General features: G+C 32.0%; 19 protein-coding genes and 1 pseudogene. All 20 read left to right on the forward strand.

What is annotated here, in order from left to right; translation table 11 throughout:
* The 20 genes and pseudogenes from NMU03_RS11560 to NMU03_RS11655 all read left to right on the forward strand — a co-directional run bounded on the left by NMU03_RS11560 (position 1) and on the right by NMU03_RS11655 (position 16,770).
* Positions 1-723 (forward strand): PHP domain-containing protein, encoded by a 723-nt coding sequence (locus NMU03_RS11560; RefSeq protein ID WP_290138525.1) that lies wholly within the window; start codon positions 1-3, stop codon positions 721-723.
* Positions 705-1,238 carry an ATP-binding protein gene (locus NMU03_RS11565; protein ID WP_290138527.1) on the forward strand — a complete coding sequence of 178 codons (534 nt, stop codon included), beginning with the start codon at positions 705-707 and terminating at the stop codon, positions 1,236-1,238. The genes NMU03_RS11560 and NMU03_RS11565 overlap by 19 nt, the downstream gene beginning before the upstream one ends.
* Positions 1,235-1,375 (forward strand): hypothetical protein, encoded by a 141-nt coding sequence (locus NMU03_RS18070; RefSeq protein WP_290138529.1) that lies wholly within the window; start codon positions 1,235-1,237, stop codon positions 1,373-1,375. The genes NMU03_RS11565 and NMU03_RS18070 overlap by 4 nt, the downstream gene beginning before the upstream one ends.
* A gap of 5 nt (positions 1,376-1,380) precedes the next feature.
* Positions 1,381-1,602 carry a (2Fe-2S) ferredoxin domain-containing protein gene (locus NMU03_RS18075; RefSeq protein ID WP_290138531.1) on the forward strand — a complete coding sequence of 74 codons (222 nt, stop codon included), beginning with the start codon at positions 1,381-1,383 and terminating at the stop codon, positions 1,600-1,602.
* 11 nt (positions 1,603-1,613) lie between these two features.
* Positions 1,614-3,413 (forward strand): NADH-quinone oxidoreductase subunit NuoF, encoded by a 1,800-nt coding sequence (locus tag NMU03_RS11580; RefSeq protein WP_290138534.1) that lies wholly within the window; start codon positions 1,614-1,616, stop codon positions 3,411-3,413.
* Between the two features lie 9 nt (positions 3,414-3,422).
* Complete coding sequence (locus tag NMU03_RS18080; protein ID WP_290138536.1) at positions 3,423-3,641, forward strand: 2Fe-2S iron-sulfur cluster-binding protein; 219 nt, start codon at positions 3,423-3,425, stop codon at positions 3,639-3,641.
* On the forward strand, positions 3,635-5,170 hold the full coding sequence (locus tag NMU03_RS11590; protein ID WP_290138538.1) for an NADH-dependent [FeFe] hydrogenase, group A6: 1,536 nt from the start codon (positions 3,635-3,637) through the stop codon (positions 5,168-5,170). The genes NMU03_RS18080 and NMU03_RS11590 overlap by 7 nt, the downstream gene beginning before the upstream one ends.
* Positions 5,171-5,185: 15 nt before the next feature.
* The gene (locus tag NMU03_RS11595) at positions 5,186-6,061 is read left to right on the forward strand and encodes a hypothetical protein (protein WP_290138539.1); all 876 of its coding nucleotides are present in this window, start codon (positions 5,186-5,188) and stop codon (positions 6,059-6,061) included.
* Complete coding sequence (locus NMU03_RS11600; RefSeq protein WP_290138540.1) at positions 6,058-6,255, forward strand: ABC transporter permease family protein; 198 nt, start codon at positions 6,058-6,060, stop codon at positions 6,253-6,255. The genes NMU03_RS11595 and NMU03_RS11600 overlap by 4 nt, the downstream gene beginning before the upstream one ends.
* 23 nt (positions 6,256-6,278) lie before the next feature.
* The gene (locus NMU03_RS11605) at positions 6,279-6,794 is read left to right on the forward strand and encodes an ABC transporter permease (RefSeq protein ID WP_290138541.1); all 516 of its coding nucleotides are present in this window, start codon (positions 6,279-6,281) and stop codon (positions 6,792-6,794) included.
* Between the two features lie 53 nt (positions 6,795-6,847).
* Positions 6,848-7,450 carry a rubrerythrin gene (gene rbr, locus NMU03_RS11610; protein ID WP_290138542.1) on the forward strand — a complete coding sequence of 201 codons (603 nt, stop codon included), beginning with the start codon at positions 6,848-6,850 and terminating at the stop codon, positions 7,448-7,450.
* A 349-nt stretch (positions 7,451-7,799) separates the two neighbouring features.
* Positions 7,800-9,536: pseudogene (locus tag NMU03_RS11615) on the forward strand (ABC transporter ATP-binding protein).
* Positions 9,529-11,310: an ABC transporter ATP-binding protein gene (locus NMU03_RS11620; RefSeq protein ID WP_290138543.1), complete on the forward strand. Its 1,782-nt coding sequence runs from the start codon at positions 9,529-9,531 to the stop codon at positions 11,308-11,310. Before NMU03_RS11615 ends, NMU03_RS11620 begins: the two are co-directional and overlap by 8 nt.
* An 81-nt stretch (positions 11,311-11,391) precedes the next feature.
* Positions 11,392-12,327, forward strand: a complete 936-nt coding sequence (locus NMU03_RS11625; RefSeq protein WP_290138544.1) for a PD-(D/E)XK nuclease family transposase — start codon at positions 11,392-11,394, stop codon at positions 12,325-12,327.
* Positions 12,328-12,736: 409 nt separating this feature from the next.
* On the forward strand, positions 12,737-13,591 hold the full coding sequence (locus NMU03_RS11630; RefSeq protein ID WP_290138545.1) for a hypothetical protein: 855 nt from the start codon (positions 12,737-12,739) through the stop codon (positions 13,589-13,591).
* Positions 13,554-14,687 (forward strand): glutamate 5-kinase, encoded by a 1,134-nt coding sequence (gene proB, locus NMU03_RS11635; RefSeq protein ID WP_290138547.1) that lies wholly within the window; start codon positions 13,554-13,556, stop codon positions 14,685-14,687. The genes NMU03_RS11630 and proB overlap by 38 nt, the downstream gene beginning before the upstream one ends.
* Positions 14,680-15,921: a glutamate-5-semialdehyde dehydrogenase gene (locus NMU03_RS11640; protein WP_290138549.1), complete on the forward strand. Its 1,242-nt coding sequence runs from the start codon at positions 14,680-14,682 to the stop codon at positions 15,919-15,921. The genes proB and NMU03_RS11640 overlap by 8 nt, the downstream gene beginning before the upstream one ends.
* An 11-nt stretch (positions 15,922-15,932) precedes the next feature.
* Entirely contained in the window at positions 15,933-16,076 is a 144-nt protein-coding gene (locus NMU03_RS11645; protein WP_290138551.1) for a hypothetical protein, read from the forward strand.
* 20 nt (positions 16,077-16,096) lie between these two features.
* The gene (locus NMU03_RS11650; RefSeq protein WP_290138552.1) at positions 16,097-16,411 is read left to right on the forward strand and encodes a hypothetical protein; all 315 of its coding nucleotides are present in this window, start codon (positions 16,097-16,099) and stop codon (positions 16,409-16,411) included.
* Between the two features lie 143 nt (positions 16,412-16,554).
* A complete protein-coding gene (locus tag NMU03_RS11655) occupies positions 16,555-16,770 on the forward strand; it encodes a hypothetical protein (protein WP_290138553.1) in 216 nt (71 codons plus the stop codon).
* The last annotated feature ends 618 nt before the right edge of the window (positions 16,771-17,388 follow it).

Here is a 17,388-nt window from a genome sequence, read left to right on the forward strand (position 1 = left end):
ATGTTTTATGATTTGCATATTCACTCGGCTTTATCGCCTTGTGGTGATGATACCATGACCATTTATAATATATTCAACATGGCTTATATTAAAGGTTTAGATTTGATTGCGATTACTGATCATAATTCTTTGAAACAACAATATCATTTAGAAAAAGTCATTCAAAGTCCAATATTACAAGGCAAGATTAATTTTTTACATGGTGTAGAGTTACAGACATGTGAAAATATCCATGTTTTGGCTTATTTTCAAAGAGGAACAGATTTAAAACCTATTCAACAATGGATTGATAAACATCTTATCAAAAAAGTCAATGATTCTTTGTATTATGGTCATCAGTATATATTTGATGATAATGATGAAATTGTTGATGAAGAACCACATCTTTTATTAAGTTCTTTAGATGTTGATGTCTATGAAGTTGTTAATATGATACATCATTTTCAGGGACTTGCTGTTTTGGCTCATGTGTTTGCGAAAAAATATAGCATTTATGCTTTCTATCATGATATTCCTGACAATTTAGATTATGATGGTCTAGAAGTAGGCAGTATCAAAGAACAGCGTGAATTAAAAATAAGATGTCCCCATGCTAGAGATGAATTTGTTTTGATTAATAGTGATGCACATCAATTAGAAGATATTAATGAACCTGTTTATCAAATTCAACAGGCTCAATTCAATCAATTATGGAGAAAACGATTATGCAGGAAATTGCAATGACAATTTTAGATATTGTTCAAAATGCAATACGAGCCAAAGCCACTTTGATTCGTATTCATATTATAGATAGTTTTCAAAACAATAAAATTCATATTGAAATTAGTGATAATGGTTGTGGAATGAGTCAGGAAATGTTAGAGAAAGTGATTAATCCTTTCTTTACAACTCGTACAACACGTCCCATTGGATTAGGTATTCCAATGTTTAAAGAAAGTGTGGAAGCTACGGGTGGTACATTTTCCATTCATTCTCAAGAAGGATTGGGTACCACAATTATTGGTGTTTATACTAAAGATCATTTAGATACGCCACCTATGGGAAATCTGGTGGAAACAATGATTACACTGATTCAATATGATGAACATATTCGATATGTATTCAAATATCAGGAAAATGATTTTGAATTTGATTTGGATACATTAGAGATTCAAGACATTCTTGATGATGTTCCTATCAATCAACCAGAAATTATACTATGGTTAAAAGATTATATAAAGGAGGGTATGCGTAAATGAAATCATTAGATGAATTAAAAAAGATTAGATATCAAGCCAAAGAAAGAATGGCTATGCGTGGTCAAGAAGACCAGGATTATCGTGTTGTTGTTGGTATGGCCACTTGCGGCATTGCAGCGGAGCTAGACCAGTTTTAAATACATTGGTTGAAGAAGTTGCCAAAGCACATTTAGCTGTGACAGTGATGCAGACTGGATGTATTGGAATGTGTGCTTTAGAACCTATTGTGGAAGTTTTTGATAAAGATAATCAAAAGACAACTTATGTATTGATGGATGAAAAGAAAGCAAAAGATGTTGTCTTACGTCATTTGATACATGGTGAAGTGATAGAAGAATATACTGTTGGACAATATCAGAAATAGGAGGGTAGACGATGCCGTATAAAAGAACACAAGTATTGGTTTGTGCAGGAACAGGCTGTACAATTGGAAATTCTGGCGAATTAATTGAAGAATTTGAAAAAGAAATCAAGTCAATGGGACTTGATAAAGAAATTGAAGTTTTAAGAACGGGATGTTTGGGTTTATGTGGAGCTGGTCCTAATATTTCTATTTATCCTGATAACATTATTTATAAAGGAGTCAAAAAAGAAGATGTTAAAGAGATTGTAATGGAACATTTTTATAAAGGACGACCTGTTCAACATTTGATGTTAAATGAAGCCGATCAAGAAACAAAGGAAATCCATGATATTAATCATACCCGTTTCTATGAAAAACAAAAACGTGTTGCGTTGCATAATTGTGGTGTGATTGATCCTGAAAATATTGAAGAATATATTGGTCAAGATGGTTATTTTGCATTGGGACAAGTTTTATCACAGATGACACCTCAAGAAGTTGTTGATGTCATTAAGGCAAGTGGTTTAAGAGGTCGTGGTGGAGGAGGTTTCCCAACTGGACTCAAGTGGCAATTTGCATTGGATGAACCTGGTGATGAAAAATATGTGATTTGTAATGCTGATGAAGGAGATCCTGGTGCCTTTATGGACCGTTCAATTCTTGAAGGAAATCCTCATAGTGTTATTGAAGCCATGATTATTGCTGGTTATGCCATTGGGGCACATCATGGATATATTTATATTCGTGCTGAATATCCAATTGCCGTAGAACGTTTGAAAACAGCGATTTCACAAGCTAAAGAACTTGGATTATTAGGTGAAAATATTTTTGATTCAGGTTTTGATTTTGATTTAGAAATTCGTTTAGGTGCGGGAGCCTTTGTCTGTGGTGAAGAAACAGCGTTAATTCAATCTATTGAAGGTGAACGTGGTATGCCTATCTCTAAACCACCATTCCCTGCCCAACGTGGAGTATGGGGAAAACCAACCATTATTAATAATGTTGAAACATATGCCAATATTGCGCAAATTATATTAAATGGTGCTGATTGGTTCCGTTCAATTGGAACAGAATCGTCACCAGGAACAAAAGTCTTTGCATTGGGTGGAAAAATTACCAATACTGGATTAGTTGAAGTTCCAATGGGAACAACATTACGTGAAGTTATTTATGAAATTGGTGGCGGTTGTCCTAATCATAAACGTTTTAAAGCGGTTCAAACCGGTGGACCATCTGGTGGATGTTTAACAGAAGAACAATTGGATACACCGATTGGTTTTGATGAACTTGTCAAACTTGGTTCGATGATGGGATCAGGTGGAATGATTGTTTTAGATGAAGATAACTGTATGGTTGATGTAGCACGTTTCTATATGGACTTTATTGTTGATGAATCATGTGGAAAGTGTACACCATGTCGTGTGGGAACAAAGCGTATGTTAGAATTGCTTGAACAGATTTGTGATGGTGAAGGGACAATGGAAACATTGGATGAACTTGAAACTTTAGCTATGACAATTAAAGATACGGCATTATGTGGTTTAGGTCAATCAGCGCCAAATCCTGTTCTTTCAACAATTCATCAATTTAGAGATGAATATTTGGCACATATTGTTGATAAACGCTGTCCTGCAGGTGTTTGTAAGAAGTTATTACGTTATGAAATTAATAAAGACGAATGTCGTAAATGTGGTCTTTGTGCAAGACAATGTCCAGTTGGAGCTATTAGTGGAAAAATTGGTAAAGAAGCCTTTGAAATTGATCCAGAAAAATGTATCCGCTGTGGTTTATGTATGAAAGCTTGTCACTTTAAGGTTATAGAAAGAAAGTAGGTGTAAAATATGTCAAAAATAAAAATAACTATTAATAATAGAGAAGTTGAAGCTTATGAAGGACAAACAATCCTTGAAGCTGCCAAAAACAATGGCATTCATATTCCTACTTTATGTTACTTTAAAGATATCACTGGAGCAGGTGCTTGTCGTGTGTGTCAAGTTGAAGTAGAGGTGCCAAAACATTATGTGCTGCTTGTGTTTATCCCGTTAGAGCAGGCATGGTGATTAAAACCAATTCACAACGTGCATTAGATGCCAGAAGACGTGTTGTTGAATTAATTGTTTCTAATCATTCAAAAGACTGTCTTTCTTGTATTCGTAATACCAACTGTGAATTACAACGTTTATGTCAAGAATTAGGTGTACGTGAAGATGCGTTTGCAGGTGAAAAGAGCGAACCAACATTTGATACCGTTTCACCAGGAATTGTTCGTAATACATCAAAATGTGTTTTATGTGGACGTTGTGTGGAAACATGTACAAAAGTACAGGGATTAGGTATTCTTGGTTATATGAATCGTGGTTTTAAAACGAAAGTTGCACCAATTTATGATAAAAGTTTTGCTGATGTGAACTGTATGCAATGTGGTCAATGTATCAATGTTTGTCCAGTTGGAGCATTACATGAAAAAGAAGAAATTCATTATGTGATTGAAGCTTTGAATGATCCTCAAAAACATGTTGTGGTGCAAACAGCACCAGCTGTTCGTGCTGCATTAGGTGAAGAATTTGGGATGAGTATTGGGACAAGAGTCACAGGTAAAATGGTTCATGCCTTAAAACTTGTTGGTTTTGATAAAGTTTATGATACAAACTTTGGAGCTGATTTAACAATTATGGAAGAAGGTTATGAATTTTTAGGACGTTTGAAAAATCAAGGAACTTTACCAATGATTACATCATGTAGTCCAGGTTGGGTAAATTATGTTGAACATGAATATCCAGATTTATTAGACCATCTTTCAACTTGTAAATCTCCACATATGATGCTTGGAGCAATGGTAAAATCAGTCTATGCTCAAAAAAATGGAATTGATCCACGTGATATTTTTGTTGTATCAATCATGCCATGTGTTGCTAAAAAAGGTGAAAAAATACGTCCCGAAAATAAAACGGCTGAATATCAAGATGTTGATGCTGTTTTGACAACACGAGAACTTGCCAAATTGATTAAAATGTTTGGTATTAATTTTAGAGATTTAAAAGATGATGACTTTGATCAGGATCTTTTTGGAGAATATAGTGGAGCTGGTGTTATCTTTGGTGCCAGTGGTGGTGTTATGGAAGCTGCTTTAAGAACAGTGGCTGATGTGATGGCACATGAAGATTTATCTATGATTGATTATTATGCTGTAAGAGGTGTTGAAGGTGTCAAAGAATCAACAATTAAAATTGGTGATCAAACATTAAAAGTAGCGGTTGTACAAAGCATGTCATTAGCTAAACCTCTATTAGATGATATTAGAGCCGGTGTTTCTCCTTATCATTTTATTGAAATTATGGGATGCCCAGGTGGGTGTATTAATGGTGGTGGACAACCATATGTCAATGCTACCATTAGAAATAATGGCTTTGATTTTAAACAGGCAAGAGCAAAAGCTTTATATGAAGAAGATGTTGCTTTACCAGTTCGTAAATCTCATAAAAACTCACAAATACAAGAGTTATACAAAAGCTATTTAGGTGAACCAAATAGCGAAAAAGCTCACCATTTACTTCATACACATTATTCTAAAAAAGCTAAGTTTAAATAGCTTTTGGAGGTTTTTATGAAAAAGTTTTTAAAAATAAGTTTATGTATTTTGATGAGTTTACTCATCACAGGATGTCAACAAGAATCATCAGTGCATATTTTATGTCCAACAGGTGCTCCCGCTTTAGCCCTTGTTGGAGAATATGAAAAAATAGTTGAAAATGGACAAATTCAATTGGTCGATGGAACAGATCAGTTGATTGCTGAATTAGCCAAAGCTGATAGTGAATATGAAATCATTATTGCACCTATTAATGTAGGCGCAAAATTAATCGCAAGTGGACAGACTGAATATCGTTTACAAAGTGTATTAACATGGGGTAATTTATATTATGTGGGAACATCTAAAGAAGCTTTGACACATTCAGGTGAATTGGCTTTATTTGGTGAAGGGGCTGTGCCTCAAAAGATTGTTGAAACAGTCAATATGGAAACCAATCTTGAACCACATTACTATTCTTCAGCAACCCTTGTTCAACAACAGTTATTATCAGGTAAAGTGGAAGTTGGATTGTTGGCAGAACCACTTGCTAGTGCAACAATCGCAAAAGCGAAACAAAATAATTTAAAATTATCAATTGTTGCTGATTTACAAACAGAATATGGCAAATCTGGTTATCCACAAGCAGCTATGTTTGTAAAAAAAGACTATCAAAATGATGATTTGTTTCAAGCTATTGAGGATTTTACAGAAAACAATTATCCTGATTTAAAAGAAAAATTAGAAAGCATTGGGATTGAACAATTAGGTTTACCAAGTGTTGATATAACTATTGCATCAATTGAACGTCAAAATGTTCACTATGTTCCAGCCAGTCAATGCGAAGATAACATTAAAGATTTTCTTCAATTATTTAACATCACTTATGATTCAAGTATGTTAGCATCATGAAAAGAAAATTGATTCTCTTTCTTATTGTTTTAACCATATGGCAGATGGCTTCTTTAATGATTCAAAAAGAAGTCATCTTACCATATCCAAGTGATGTTTTTATGCGTATGATGAGTGATTTTACGCAGAAAGATTTTTATATCGCTATTTTTTATACAGTTATACGCATTATGATAAGTTTTTTCTCGCCATGATCATAGGTGTATTTTTAGGCATTATGAGTGGAATTTCACATCGCTTATGTCAATATATAGAACCTGTCATGACCTTTTTACAAACCATTCCTCAAATTGGCTATATTTTGATTTTACTTGTTTGGTTTCATAGTACAACAGCTTTGATATTGATTGTCTTTTTGATGTTAGTACCAGTCTTTTATTTTAATGCTTTCCAAGGAATTTTGCATATAGATAGTGATTTGCAGGATATTATTCAATTATATCATCACTCTTTTTTCTATAATTTGCGTTATGCTTATTTACCTTTGATTCAAGGATATATTCAATCTGCCATTCAAACAACATTACCATTAAGTTTTAAAGCAGGTGTCATGGCAGAAATTTTTGTATCTACTCAATATGGCATTGGAAAAAAATTATATTATGCTAGAGTTCAAATTGATATGGTTGGTATCTTTGCATGGATTCTTTGGATGGTGATTATTGTTTTTGTGATGACAAAATTATCTGATTTATGGATTCATTATTTACAAAGGAAAAAACATTCTCTTTAAAAAAGAAGAATGTTTTTTGATGATTACGTCCATACTCTTAACGAGGTGAGAATATGGACTTTCGTAATAGTCAAACAAAAGATAATTTAATGAGAGCCTTTGCAGGTGAATCACAAGCGAGAAATCGTTATACTTTTGCTGGTGCTTTAGCAGCTAAAAAAGGTCATCATATGTTAGCTGATGTATTTTATTTTACAGCCAATCAGGAAAAGGAACATGCTGAAATTTTTTACAATCATTTAAAGGAATTAACTGGTGAAACGATTGTTATTGATGGTGGTTATCCAGTAGATACTTATGATGATGTTTTATCATTATTAAAGAGTGCCAGACACAATGAGTATGAAGAATACGAAGATGTCTATCAAAATTTTGGTGAGATTGCTAAAGAAGAAGGATTTCATAAGGTTGCACAAGATTTTTTCAATATTGCAGAAATTGAAAAAACTCATGGTGATCGTTTTGAAAAGATGGCAACTCTTTTGGAAAATGGACAACTCTATGCATCTGATCAACCTTGTTATTGGATGTGCTTGAATTGTGGTTTTATTTTTGAAGGTACACGTGCACCACAGCTTTGTCCAGTATGTTCACATGATCAAGGATATTTTGTTAGATTAAAAGATGCACCATTTACTTGTGAACCGTCTCAATGATAACGATTGATTATTTTACTATGATGAAAAAAGAGTTCATGAAGAAAAAACTATTGATTGTTAACTGATAAACTTGAAGAATATGTTTTCACAAATGATTTTGATAAATGTTGTAAACAGGTATCAAAATCATTTTCAATGTTATGGAATAAGATTAAAAACAGATTCACAAAATTTAATGTCTTTGATCAATCAATGGAATGTGAGTCATCTTTATATTCATGAATAAATTTTTGTTAAAGAGCTTCTTTAAATATAAAGAACTCTTTTTGAGTTAGCACAGTTAGGCTATACGTATCTTAAAATTTAGTATATAATAGTAGTAATACTGTATGAAAAGGAGGCCTATATGAAACTTATATTACATTATTTAAAAAGATATAAAAAGTTGTTAGTGTTGAATATTGTATCTGTCTTTGGTTTTGCCCTTGTTGAACTAGGTCTACCAACGATTATTGCAGATATGGTTGATAATGGAGTAACAATGCAAAATGAGAGTTATCTTTATTCCATGTGGTTTTTAGCCATTGTAATTTCTATTTTAGGTGTAGCTGGAACGATTATTTTAGGGTATTGTTGCGCTAAAATTTCGACATCCATTACAAGAGATATGCGTAATGATATTTTTAGCCATATTCAAAGTTTTTCACCACATGAATTTAATCATTTTGGAATCTCATCATTAATTACACGTACCAACAATGATGCTTTTCAAATTCAATTGTTTGTTAATGTTCTTTTAAGAACGGCATTATTAACACCGATTATGGTCATTATCAGTGTTTTTATGACCATGCGTACTTCATTAGAATTGTCGTTGATTATTGCTGCGACTTTACCGGTGATTGTGATAGGCGTTATTGTTGTTGCAAAGATTTCTGAACCTTTATCACAAAAACAACAATTATCTTTAGACCGTTTAAATCGTATTACAAGAGAAAATTTATCAGGATTAAAAATTATTAGAGCATTTAATAATGATGACTATGAACAATCACGTTTTAATTCAACAAATGATGAATTTACAGGATATACAAGAAAGATTTTTAAATTAATGTTATTAACGCAACCGATTTTTTATTTCTTAATGAATTTAGTGACATTAGTGATTTTTTATGTAGCGAGTCATATGATTGATATGGGAACATTACAAGTTGGAAAGTTAATAGCCTTTCAGGAATATCTTTTCCATGCGATGTTTTCGATGATGTTATTTTGTAATGTTTTTGTAATGTATCCTCGTGCGGCTGTTTCAGCAAAACGTATTATGGATGTTCTGTCTACAAAAAGTGTCGTTGAAGATCAAGGAACGAAAGGACAAGTAGTTTCTCATGGTGAACATCATCTTTCTTTTGAAAATGTGACTTTTGCATATCCAGATGGTGAAGAAGCAGTTTTAAAAAATATTTCTTTTGAAGCCCATGAAGGTGAAACCATTGCGTTTATTGGAAGTACTGGATCAGGTAAGAGTACATTGATTAATCTGATACCACGTTTCTATGATATAAGTAGTGGAAAAATTCAAATTGATGGTTTGGATATACAGAACTATCATATTGATGATTTAAGAAATAAAATAGGATTTATTCCTCAAAAAGCCATGTTGTTTACTGGAACGATTGGAGAAAATATAAAATATGGAAAAGCTGATGCGTCTTTAGAAGAATTGGAACATGCAGCGAAAGTTTCACAAAGCTATGATTTTATTATGGAAAAACCACTCGGTTTTGATGAAATGATTACCGAAAGTGCAACCAATGTTTCTGGTGGACAAAGACAACGTTTAAGTATTGCTAGAGCGTTAATTAGAAAACCGGAAATTTATATTTTTGATGATTCTTTTTCAGCTTTGGATTACAAAACTGATGCTGTTTTAAGACAAGCTTTAAAAGCGTAAACGAAACATTCTATTGTTTTGATTGTGGCTCAAAGAATTTCTACTATTAAAGATGCTGATCAGATTATTGTTTTAGATGAAGGACGTATTGTTGGACATGGGAAACATCATGAGCTTTTAAAGAATTGTTCTATTTATCATGAAATTGCTTTATCACAGTTAAGTGAGGAGGAATTGAATTATGAATAAGAAATGGCAAACATTAAAAAAATCAATCCAACAGATTTCTCCTTTTTTAGCACCTTATAAATGGGGATTTATCATTGCAATTATGATGATTGTTGTGACATGTTTTTCATTATCTACATCACCTATGATTGAAGGGATGATGACATCATTATTGATGGAAAATGCGATGGATATGATGCAAGGGATACCGGGTGCTCATGTAGAATATGATCGTGTTATTGAAATTATTATCATGTTGTTAGGAATATATTTATTAAAAACTTTTTCACAATCTATTACGATTGTCACATTAACAAATTCTATTCAAAAAACAATGCATGATTTAAGAAATGCTTTGCAAGATAAGATTAGAAAATTACCTGTGAGTTATTTTGACCAACATAAATATGGGGATGTTTTAAGTCGTATTACAAATGATGTTGATACATTGTCTAATGCTTTGCAACAGACTTTAACAGAAATGATTAGAGGCATTTTGATGATGATTTTAGCTATTGTTATGATGATGCGTATCAATATCACGATGACTTGTATTGTCTTATTGATTATTCCTGCGGCTTTATTGATTACAAGATTTATTGTCAAGCGTTCCCAAAAGAAATTCCAGGCTCAACAAGATGCATTAGGAAATTTAAATGGAGCCATTACTGAAATGTATAGTGGTTATCGTGAAATTCTATTGTTTAATAAGCAAAAAGATGCGATTGAAAAATTTAAAGGTATTAATCAAACATTATATCGCAATGCTTTTCAGGCACAATTTATGTCTTCTATTATTTCGCCATGTATATCATTAGTCACTTATATCATTATTGGTACAATTGGTTTTGTGGGAAGTTTATCTGTCTTAAATGGGACATTGCTAGTAGGAGAATTGCAGGCTTTTGTACGTTATATTTGGCAAGTCAATGATCCGGTTTCTCAAGTCAGTAACTTATCTTCACAAATTCAATCAGCTTTTGCAGCCTTACATAGAATTTCTGAAGTCTTGAATGAACCTGAAGAAAAACCAATAGATAATCCTCAATCTCTTACAAACACAAAAGGTCATGTCACGTTTGATCATCTTTGTTTTGGTTATCATGAAAAAGAAGTTCTTCATGATATTGATGTTGATATTCAAAGTGGACAGATGGTCGCTATTGTAGGACCAACTGGTTCTGGAAAAACAACGTTAATCAGTTTATTGTTACGTTTTTATGATGTGACATCAGGAAGTATTCGTATTGATGGTGTGGATATTAGACAAATTCCTAGAGAACAATTGCGTTCTATGTTTGGAATGGTTTTACAGGATACATGGTTATTTCATGGAACGATTTATGAAAATATTCATTATGGACGTTTGGATGCAAGAAAGGATGAAGTGATTGAAGCAGCTAGACAAGCTAATGTTGATCATTTTATTAGAACGTTACCAGATGGATATGACATGATTGTTAATGAAGAAGCTAATAATATTTCACAAGGTGAAAAGCAGTTATTAACGATTGCAAGAGCAATGTTAAAAAATCCTCAAATTATGATTTTAGATGAAGCCACTTCATCAGTTGATACACGATTAGAGAAACGTTTGCAAGATGCGATGCAAAAAGTTATGAAAGGACGTACTAGTTTTGTCATTGCACATCGTTTATCAACGATTAGAAATGCTGATTTAATTCTTGTAATTAAAGATGGTTATCTTGTAGAACAAGGGAAACATGAAGATTTATTAGCAAAGAATGGTTTTTATAGTCAGTTGTATAATGCCCAGTTCCAAGAAACAGCGTAATATGTGAAAATATGTGAAATGAAAACAAAAAAAGAAAAATGCCCTCTTACTTTCGTATATAAAAAGTAGGAGGGTTATTTTATGTTAAAGGAAAAAAGAAGAATTGAAGATTTTAAGAATGATGTTTTGTTTAAATTTACTTTAAGGGATGATCAGGACCCCGACTGCCTTTATCTTTTAAAATTGATTATTGAAAATATTGCAGGAATTGAATGTTGTTCATTGAAAGTGCAAAATCCTGAATTGAATCCCCAGCATGTTGAAGATAAGGATATGATTCTTGATGTAAGAGTTACAAATGAAAAAGATGAAATCTGTGATGTAGAAATGCAAAATTCATCACTGGACCAGGAACAATATCAAAGATTTCAAATCTATGGAGCCAGATTGCTAGTTGAACAGCAAAAGCGAGGACAGGATTATGTGTCCAATATTCATCATGTATTTCAATTGATTTTTATCGATGATCTAGATAAGGATAATCTTGTTTTGATAGACAGATATGTGAGCAAAAATGAAGAAGGGCATATAGAAAAATATCATTTAATAACAAGAATCTACATATATTTACCATATATCAATCTTTTGAAAAAAGAAAAGGGATTGGATAAATTTAATGAATTGGAAATCGCCATCTACATATTCAAAAATGGGATTGATGATGATATAATGAAAACGAAGAAAAAGGTGGTGGAGATCATGGAAAAGAAAGTAGAAAAGTTTAATGAAGATATTATTTTGCAGGATATGGCATTCAATCGTGACTTGAACAGAAGGGCGAGAAAGGCAAAGGAGAAAAGAGAACACGAGGAAGGATTGCGTATTGGAAAAGAAGAAGGGAGAAAAGAAACCTTAAAGTATAATGTCGTTAAATTATTTATGAAAATGAATCCTAATCATGAAACAGATTTCCTTGATCACTTGTCATTAGAACAATATGAAAAGATATTTGACCTTTTGCTTGAAGAAGCAAGTTTAGAAGATATTTATAAAATAGCACAAAAAAAGCTTGATTAAGGTGTTATGTTAAATTTGTTTTATTAAAATGATTTTAATTTTAAGATTACTGATAATAAATGGAATGAACGAGGGCTAAATAATTATGAAAACACAAATAGAACAAATTGATGAAGATATATTCCAGTTCTTTTTTCGTGGTATGAGCTTGTATCCTTGCCATCTTCAAGGTCCAGATAGGCATGTAAGATTGGATGGGAAGGAAATATATTATATTCAATAGATAAAGTGAAATAAATTCTTAAAGTTGCTGATTTTCTATAGTTTGGAATGGATTTTAAAGAGATTTCTTAAATGACAGATATAGTCGTTTATGAAATCTTTTTATTTTAAATATTGTATTAAGTTTTTTTATCTTTTACTTTTAAGAATAACTTGTGTATAATGTTTTCAACGAGGAGATTAATATATGAATATTCAAGAGATTAAACAACAATCAAATCAACTCTATCTTCGCTATCGACATCAGATTATACCAGAATTCTTTTATGTAGGATATGTGGGTATTTTGGCTCAATATTTACAAAGTGGTATTTTTTCTTTCTTTGTATCACTCTTTTTATGTCCTATTAGTCATGGATATGTTAAATGTGCAATGAAGTTAGTGGATACAAAGCAACCAATATTAGATTATCATGATTCATTGGATGGCATTTTTAGCTTTGTTAAAGTAGCACCAGCATATTTAATGAGAAAGGCGATTATTTTGATGTGTATTTTGATTTGTTTAATCCCGTCTTTTTTGACAATTCAAAATTTAATTCCAGAATTTTCTATTGAATGGTTTTCATCATTAGGAAATGCTTTAATTCAAACAGAATATTTTATACCACAATTTGAATATATATCTTTAATTTTAGAAAATACATTTTTAGTTGTGAATATAATTGTGTGCATTTTTATTTATCTTTTTTTAACAACATTATTTATACCTGTTCCTTATGTAATGGAATTAGAAGAATTTTCTTGGACAGAATGTATCACTTATTCTATTCGTTTGATGAAAAAATATTTTTTTCAATTTATTTACTTATATATTTTATATATGCCACGCCATATATTGTATTGGATGGTAACGGGGTGTATTGTTTTATGGATTGGTCATTTGAATGAATTTTTAATGCTATTTTGTATTGTTTCATCTTTATTTTTTTATATAGAAGTTTTTAAAGGAAGATTTGAAATTGCAAAATATTTGTTTTATCAAAAGATGAGAGGGGAATATCATGAGGAAGACGAAAAATATCAAGAGAGTGATTATTAAAGTAGGATCATCATCTTTATGTCATCAAGATGGCTATATTGATCAACAAAAAATATTATATTTAGTTATGCAGGTTGCCAAGTTAATTGAACAAGGAATGACGGTTGTCATCGTTTCATCAGGGGCGATTAGTGCTGGAATGGGAGCGATGGAATTGCCACGTAAACCAGAAACATTGCCTCAAAAACAGGCTTTAGCGGCGATTGGACAAGCTAAATTGATGCAGATTTATGAAGAAATCTTTCAATTATTTCATTTAAAATGTTCACAAGTTTTATTGAATCATGGAGATTTTGATGATCGTCAAAGACTTTTAAATTTATCTCATACAATGAATGCTTTAATTGATTATGGGGTTATTCCTATTGTCAATGAAAATGATGCTTTAGCAGTGGAAGAAATTAGAGTAGGGGATAATGATACTTTGTCAGCTTTACTTGTTCCTGTGATTGATGCTGACTTATTAATATTAGTGAGTGATATTGATGGGTTATATACTGATAATCCACATGTCAATCCTCAAGCGAAACTTTTAAAATATGTTGAACATATTGATGAAAAGATTGAAAAGATGGCATCTGGTTCGACTTCAAAGTTAGGAACGGGTGGTATGGCAACTAAAATTAAAGCTGCTAAGATTGTCAATGATTATGGAAAAGATATGGTTATTGTGAATGGGCAAAAAGCCAATAGTATTTTACATGTTTTTGATGAACATGAATCAGGAACATGGTTCAATGGTGGTAGTGGACAAAATCTGAAAGCTAAGGCACATTGGTTAACTTATCGTAGTCATTCAAAGGGTAAAATTATCGTTGATGATGGCGCTTGTCTGGCTTTAAAAGCACATAAAAGTTTGTTGCCCTCTGGCATTGTTGATGTCAAAGGACAATTTTTAGCGGGACAAGTTGTGGATGTTGTCAGTCAAAAAGGACAAAGAATCGCAAAAGGGATTGTGCAATATTCAAGTTTAGAAATTATAATGATTAAAGGACATCAAAGCTATGAGATTAAGCATATATTAGATCGTCATGATTATGATGAGGTTATACATGTCAATAATATGGTGATTTTAGGAGGGGATACCAATGAATGAAAAACTTTTAGAACAGCTTCATCAAGCAAAGAACGCAGCACGTCAAATGATGAATATGTCTACAGAAATAAAAAATCAAGCATTAAGAAATATAGCTGAAACATTACAAAAACATGTTTTGGATATTATCAAAGAAAATCAAAAAGATATTGAAAATGCAAAAGCATCAGGAATGTCAGAAGCAATGATTGATCGTCTTTTGTTGAATGAAGAACGCATTATATCCATGTCACAAGATGTTTTAAAACTGATTGATTTAAGTGACCCAGTGGGAGAAATAATCAGAGAAATCAAAAGGCCTAATGGTTTACTCATTCGTCAAGTCCGTATACCGATTGGAGTGTTTGGTATTATTTATGAGTCACGTCCTAATGTGACAGTTGATATAGCAAGTTTATGCATCAAATCTGGAAATGTCTGTATTTTAAAAGGTGGAAAAGAAGCTATTCATTCCAATCTCTTTTTAACTCGTTTGATGCAAGAAGCTATTGATGGAATTCTCCCTGTTGAATGTGTTCAATTGATTGATTATGGAGGACGAGAAATGGTGGATGAATTGATTCATGCCTATGGTTATGTGGATGTCGTTGTGCCTCGAGGAGGAGCAGGATTAATTCAACATGTCGTTTGCAATGCAACTGTTCCAGTTATTGAAACAGGTGCAGGAAACTGTCATTTATATATTGATAAAGAAGCCAATATGAAAAAGGCTATTGATATTACGATTAATGCCAAAATACAAAGACCATCAGTTTGTAATGCGATTGAAACGATTTTGGTTCATCGAGATATTGCTGATGTTTATTTGCCTTTGTTATATCAACATTTTCAAGAACGTGTAGAAATACGTGGTGATGCTTCTGTTCAAAAAATCATTCCATGTCAACCAGTGACAGATAAAGATTATGCAACTGAATATGATGATTATATTGTGGCAGTTCATGTTGTCAAAGATGTACAGGAAGCGATTGAACATATTTATCAATATTCAACAAAACATTCAGAAGCTATCGTGACTGAAAATTTAGAAACAGCATGTTTATTTTTAAAAACAGTGGATTCGGCTTGTGTTTACCATAATGCTTCTACTCGTTTTAGTGATGGAGGACAATTTGGTTTTGGGGCAGAACTAGGCATCAGTACCCAGAAATTACATGCCAGAGGTCCACTAGGACTTTTGGAAATGACATCTTATCAATACCAGATTCATGGCCAAGGTCAAGTTCGTGAGTAGGGAGGAAAAAGATGATTTTAATACTTGCGCCAATTATAATCATTGTGTTGTTGATTGCTGCGATTGGGTTTAACAAACAATTTTTGATGCTGTTATCATTAGCATTACTGATGGTTTTCCTTATATTTTATGGTGATATAATTGAACAATATTAGCAAATTTTTTAGAACGTTGTTTGTTTTGGGTTATTGGAGCATTGATTTTATCATTGCTTATCAGTTTTCGCTGGCAGATGGTGCCTCGTTTAATCTTTTGTTGTGTTGTATGTGTCATAGGATGTGCGATTCCAATTATCCTTTCAAATCATTATATAACATTAACATTTGTCGTTGAGCTTCAGGATATTCAGGAAGTGAATGTGTATCGTTCACAAAGAGATAGTGTGACACTCAATGAAACGCAAATTGAAGAAATGACAACGATGTTTGAAAATTTAGATGTCAAAGAAGATATCATGGAAAAAAGTTTAAATATGGTTTTAAATAATTAGCATAGCTAGTCTTATGCGACTATCAATTTCTCTAATGGTGAAACGATGCGTATTGTTTTCTTTTCACAAAATGATGATCAGCCTGATCTTATACGTGTAGAAGTTGATGATAAAAGAGATGTTATGTTGCCAGTCAGAATAATGTGGGTTCTGTAAAAACATGGATTAATCAGCAAGTCAATCAAGCCTTAAGAGATACGACAAAAAATCAATATGGAAGTGCATTAACATCATTAAAGAAAAGTTTTACAATCAATGGAACAAATTGTTCATTTGTTGTTCCAACTGGCTTACCAGATGATTTAGAAATCACAATTGTAGGATTGCCTGATGAAAAAATACAGTTGTTTATTTTTTAGATGAAAATAACGAAGAACATACATGGAAAGCAAAACAAACTTATCGTTTTGATATTTCTCAATATCAATCTTATCGTTATCCTTATCTAGCAGTTAAAATCAATGGTCAAGGCTTTGATTTGGTTAATATTTTTGATATGTTACCAGATAATACGCAAAGCCGAAATCCTCAAAATCGTTTCTTTGATTCAGGATTTTAATAAAAAATAAAATCATAAAGTATAAAGGGTATCCTAAAATGGGTACCTTTTTAGTATGAAATCTATTTCTAATGACCAAAAATGAATTTTTTCAATTTTAGTCAATAGGTTTAGCAAGTTAATATCAGGTAACAAGATTTGTGTTTATTGCTGTTTTGATTCTAATTGCTTGAAATCATAATGCTAAAAACATTAAATAATATGTGGAAAGAGCATAAATATGCTAAATTTTAAATAAAATCAATTAATGAATTGTAGTAGGTTATAGATTGGGTTATACAATAATCATATTAATTATCTAATGCAAAATGACATATTTAGAGCTGTTTGTAAAAAATTATAAATTGGTATGCTCTATTATAGATGAAAAGAAGATTTACACGAACATTTGTCAATTCATAAAGAGATAAACATGAAA

The sequence above is a fragment of the Allocoprobacillus halotolerans genome (assembly GCF_024399475.1).
Classification (GTDB): domain Bacteria; phylum Bacillota_I; class Bacilli_A; order Erysipelotrichales; family Coprobacillaceae; genus Allocoprobacillus; species Allocoprobacillus halotolerans.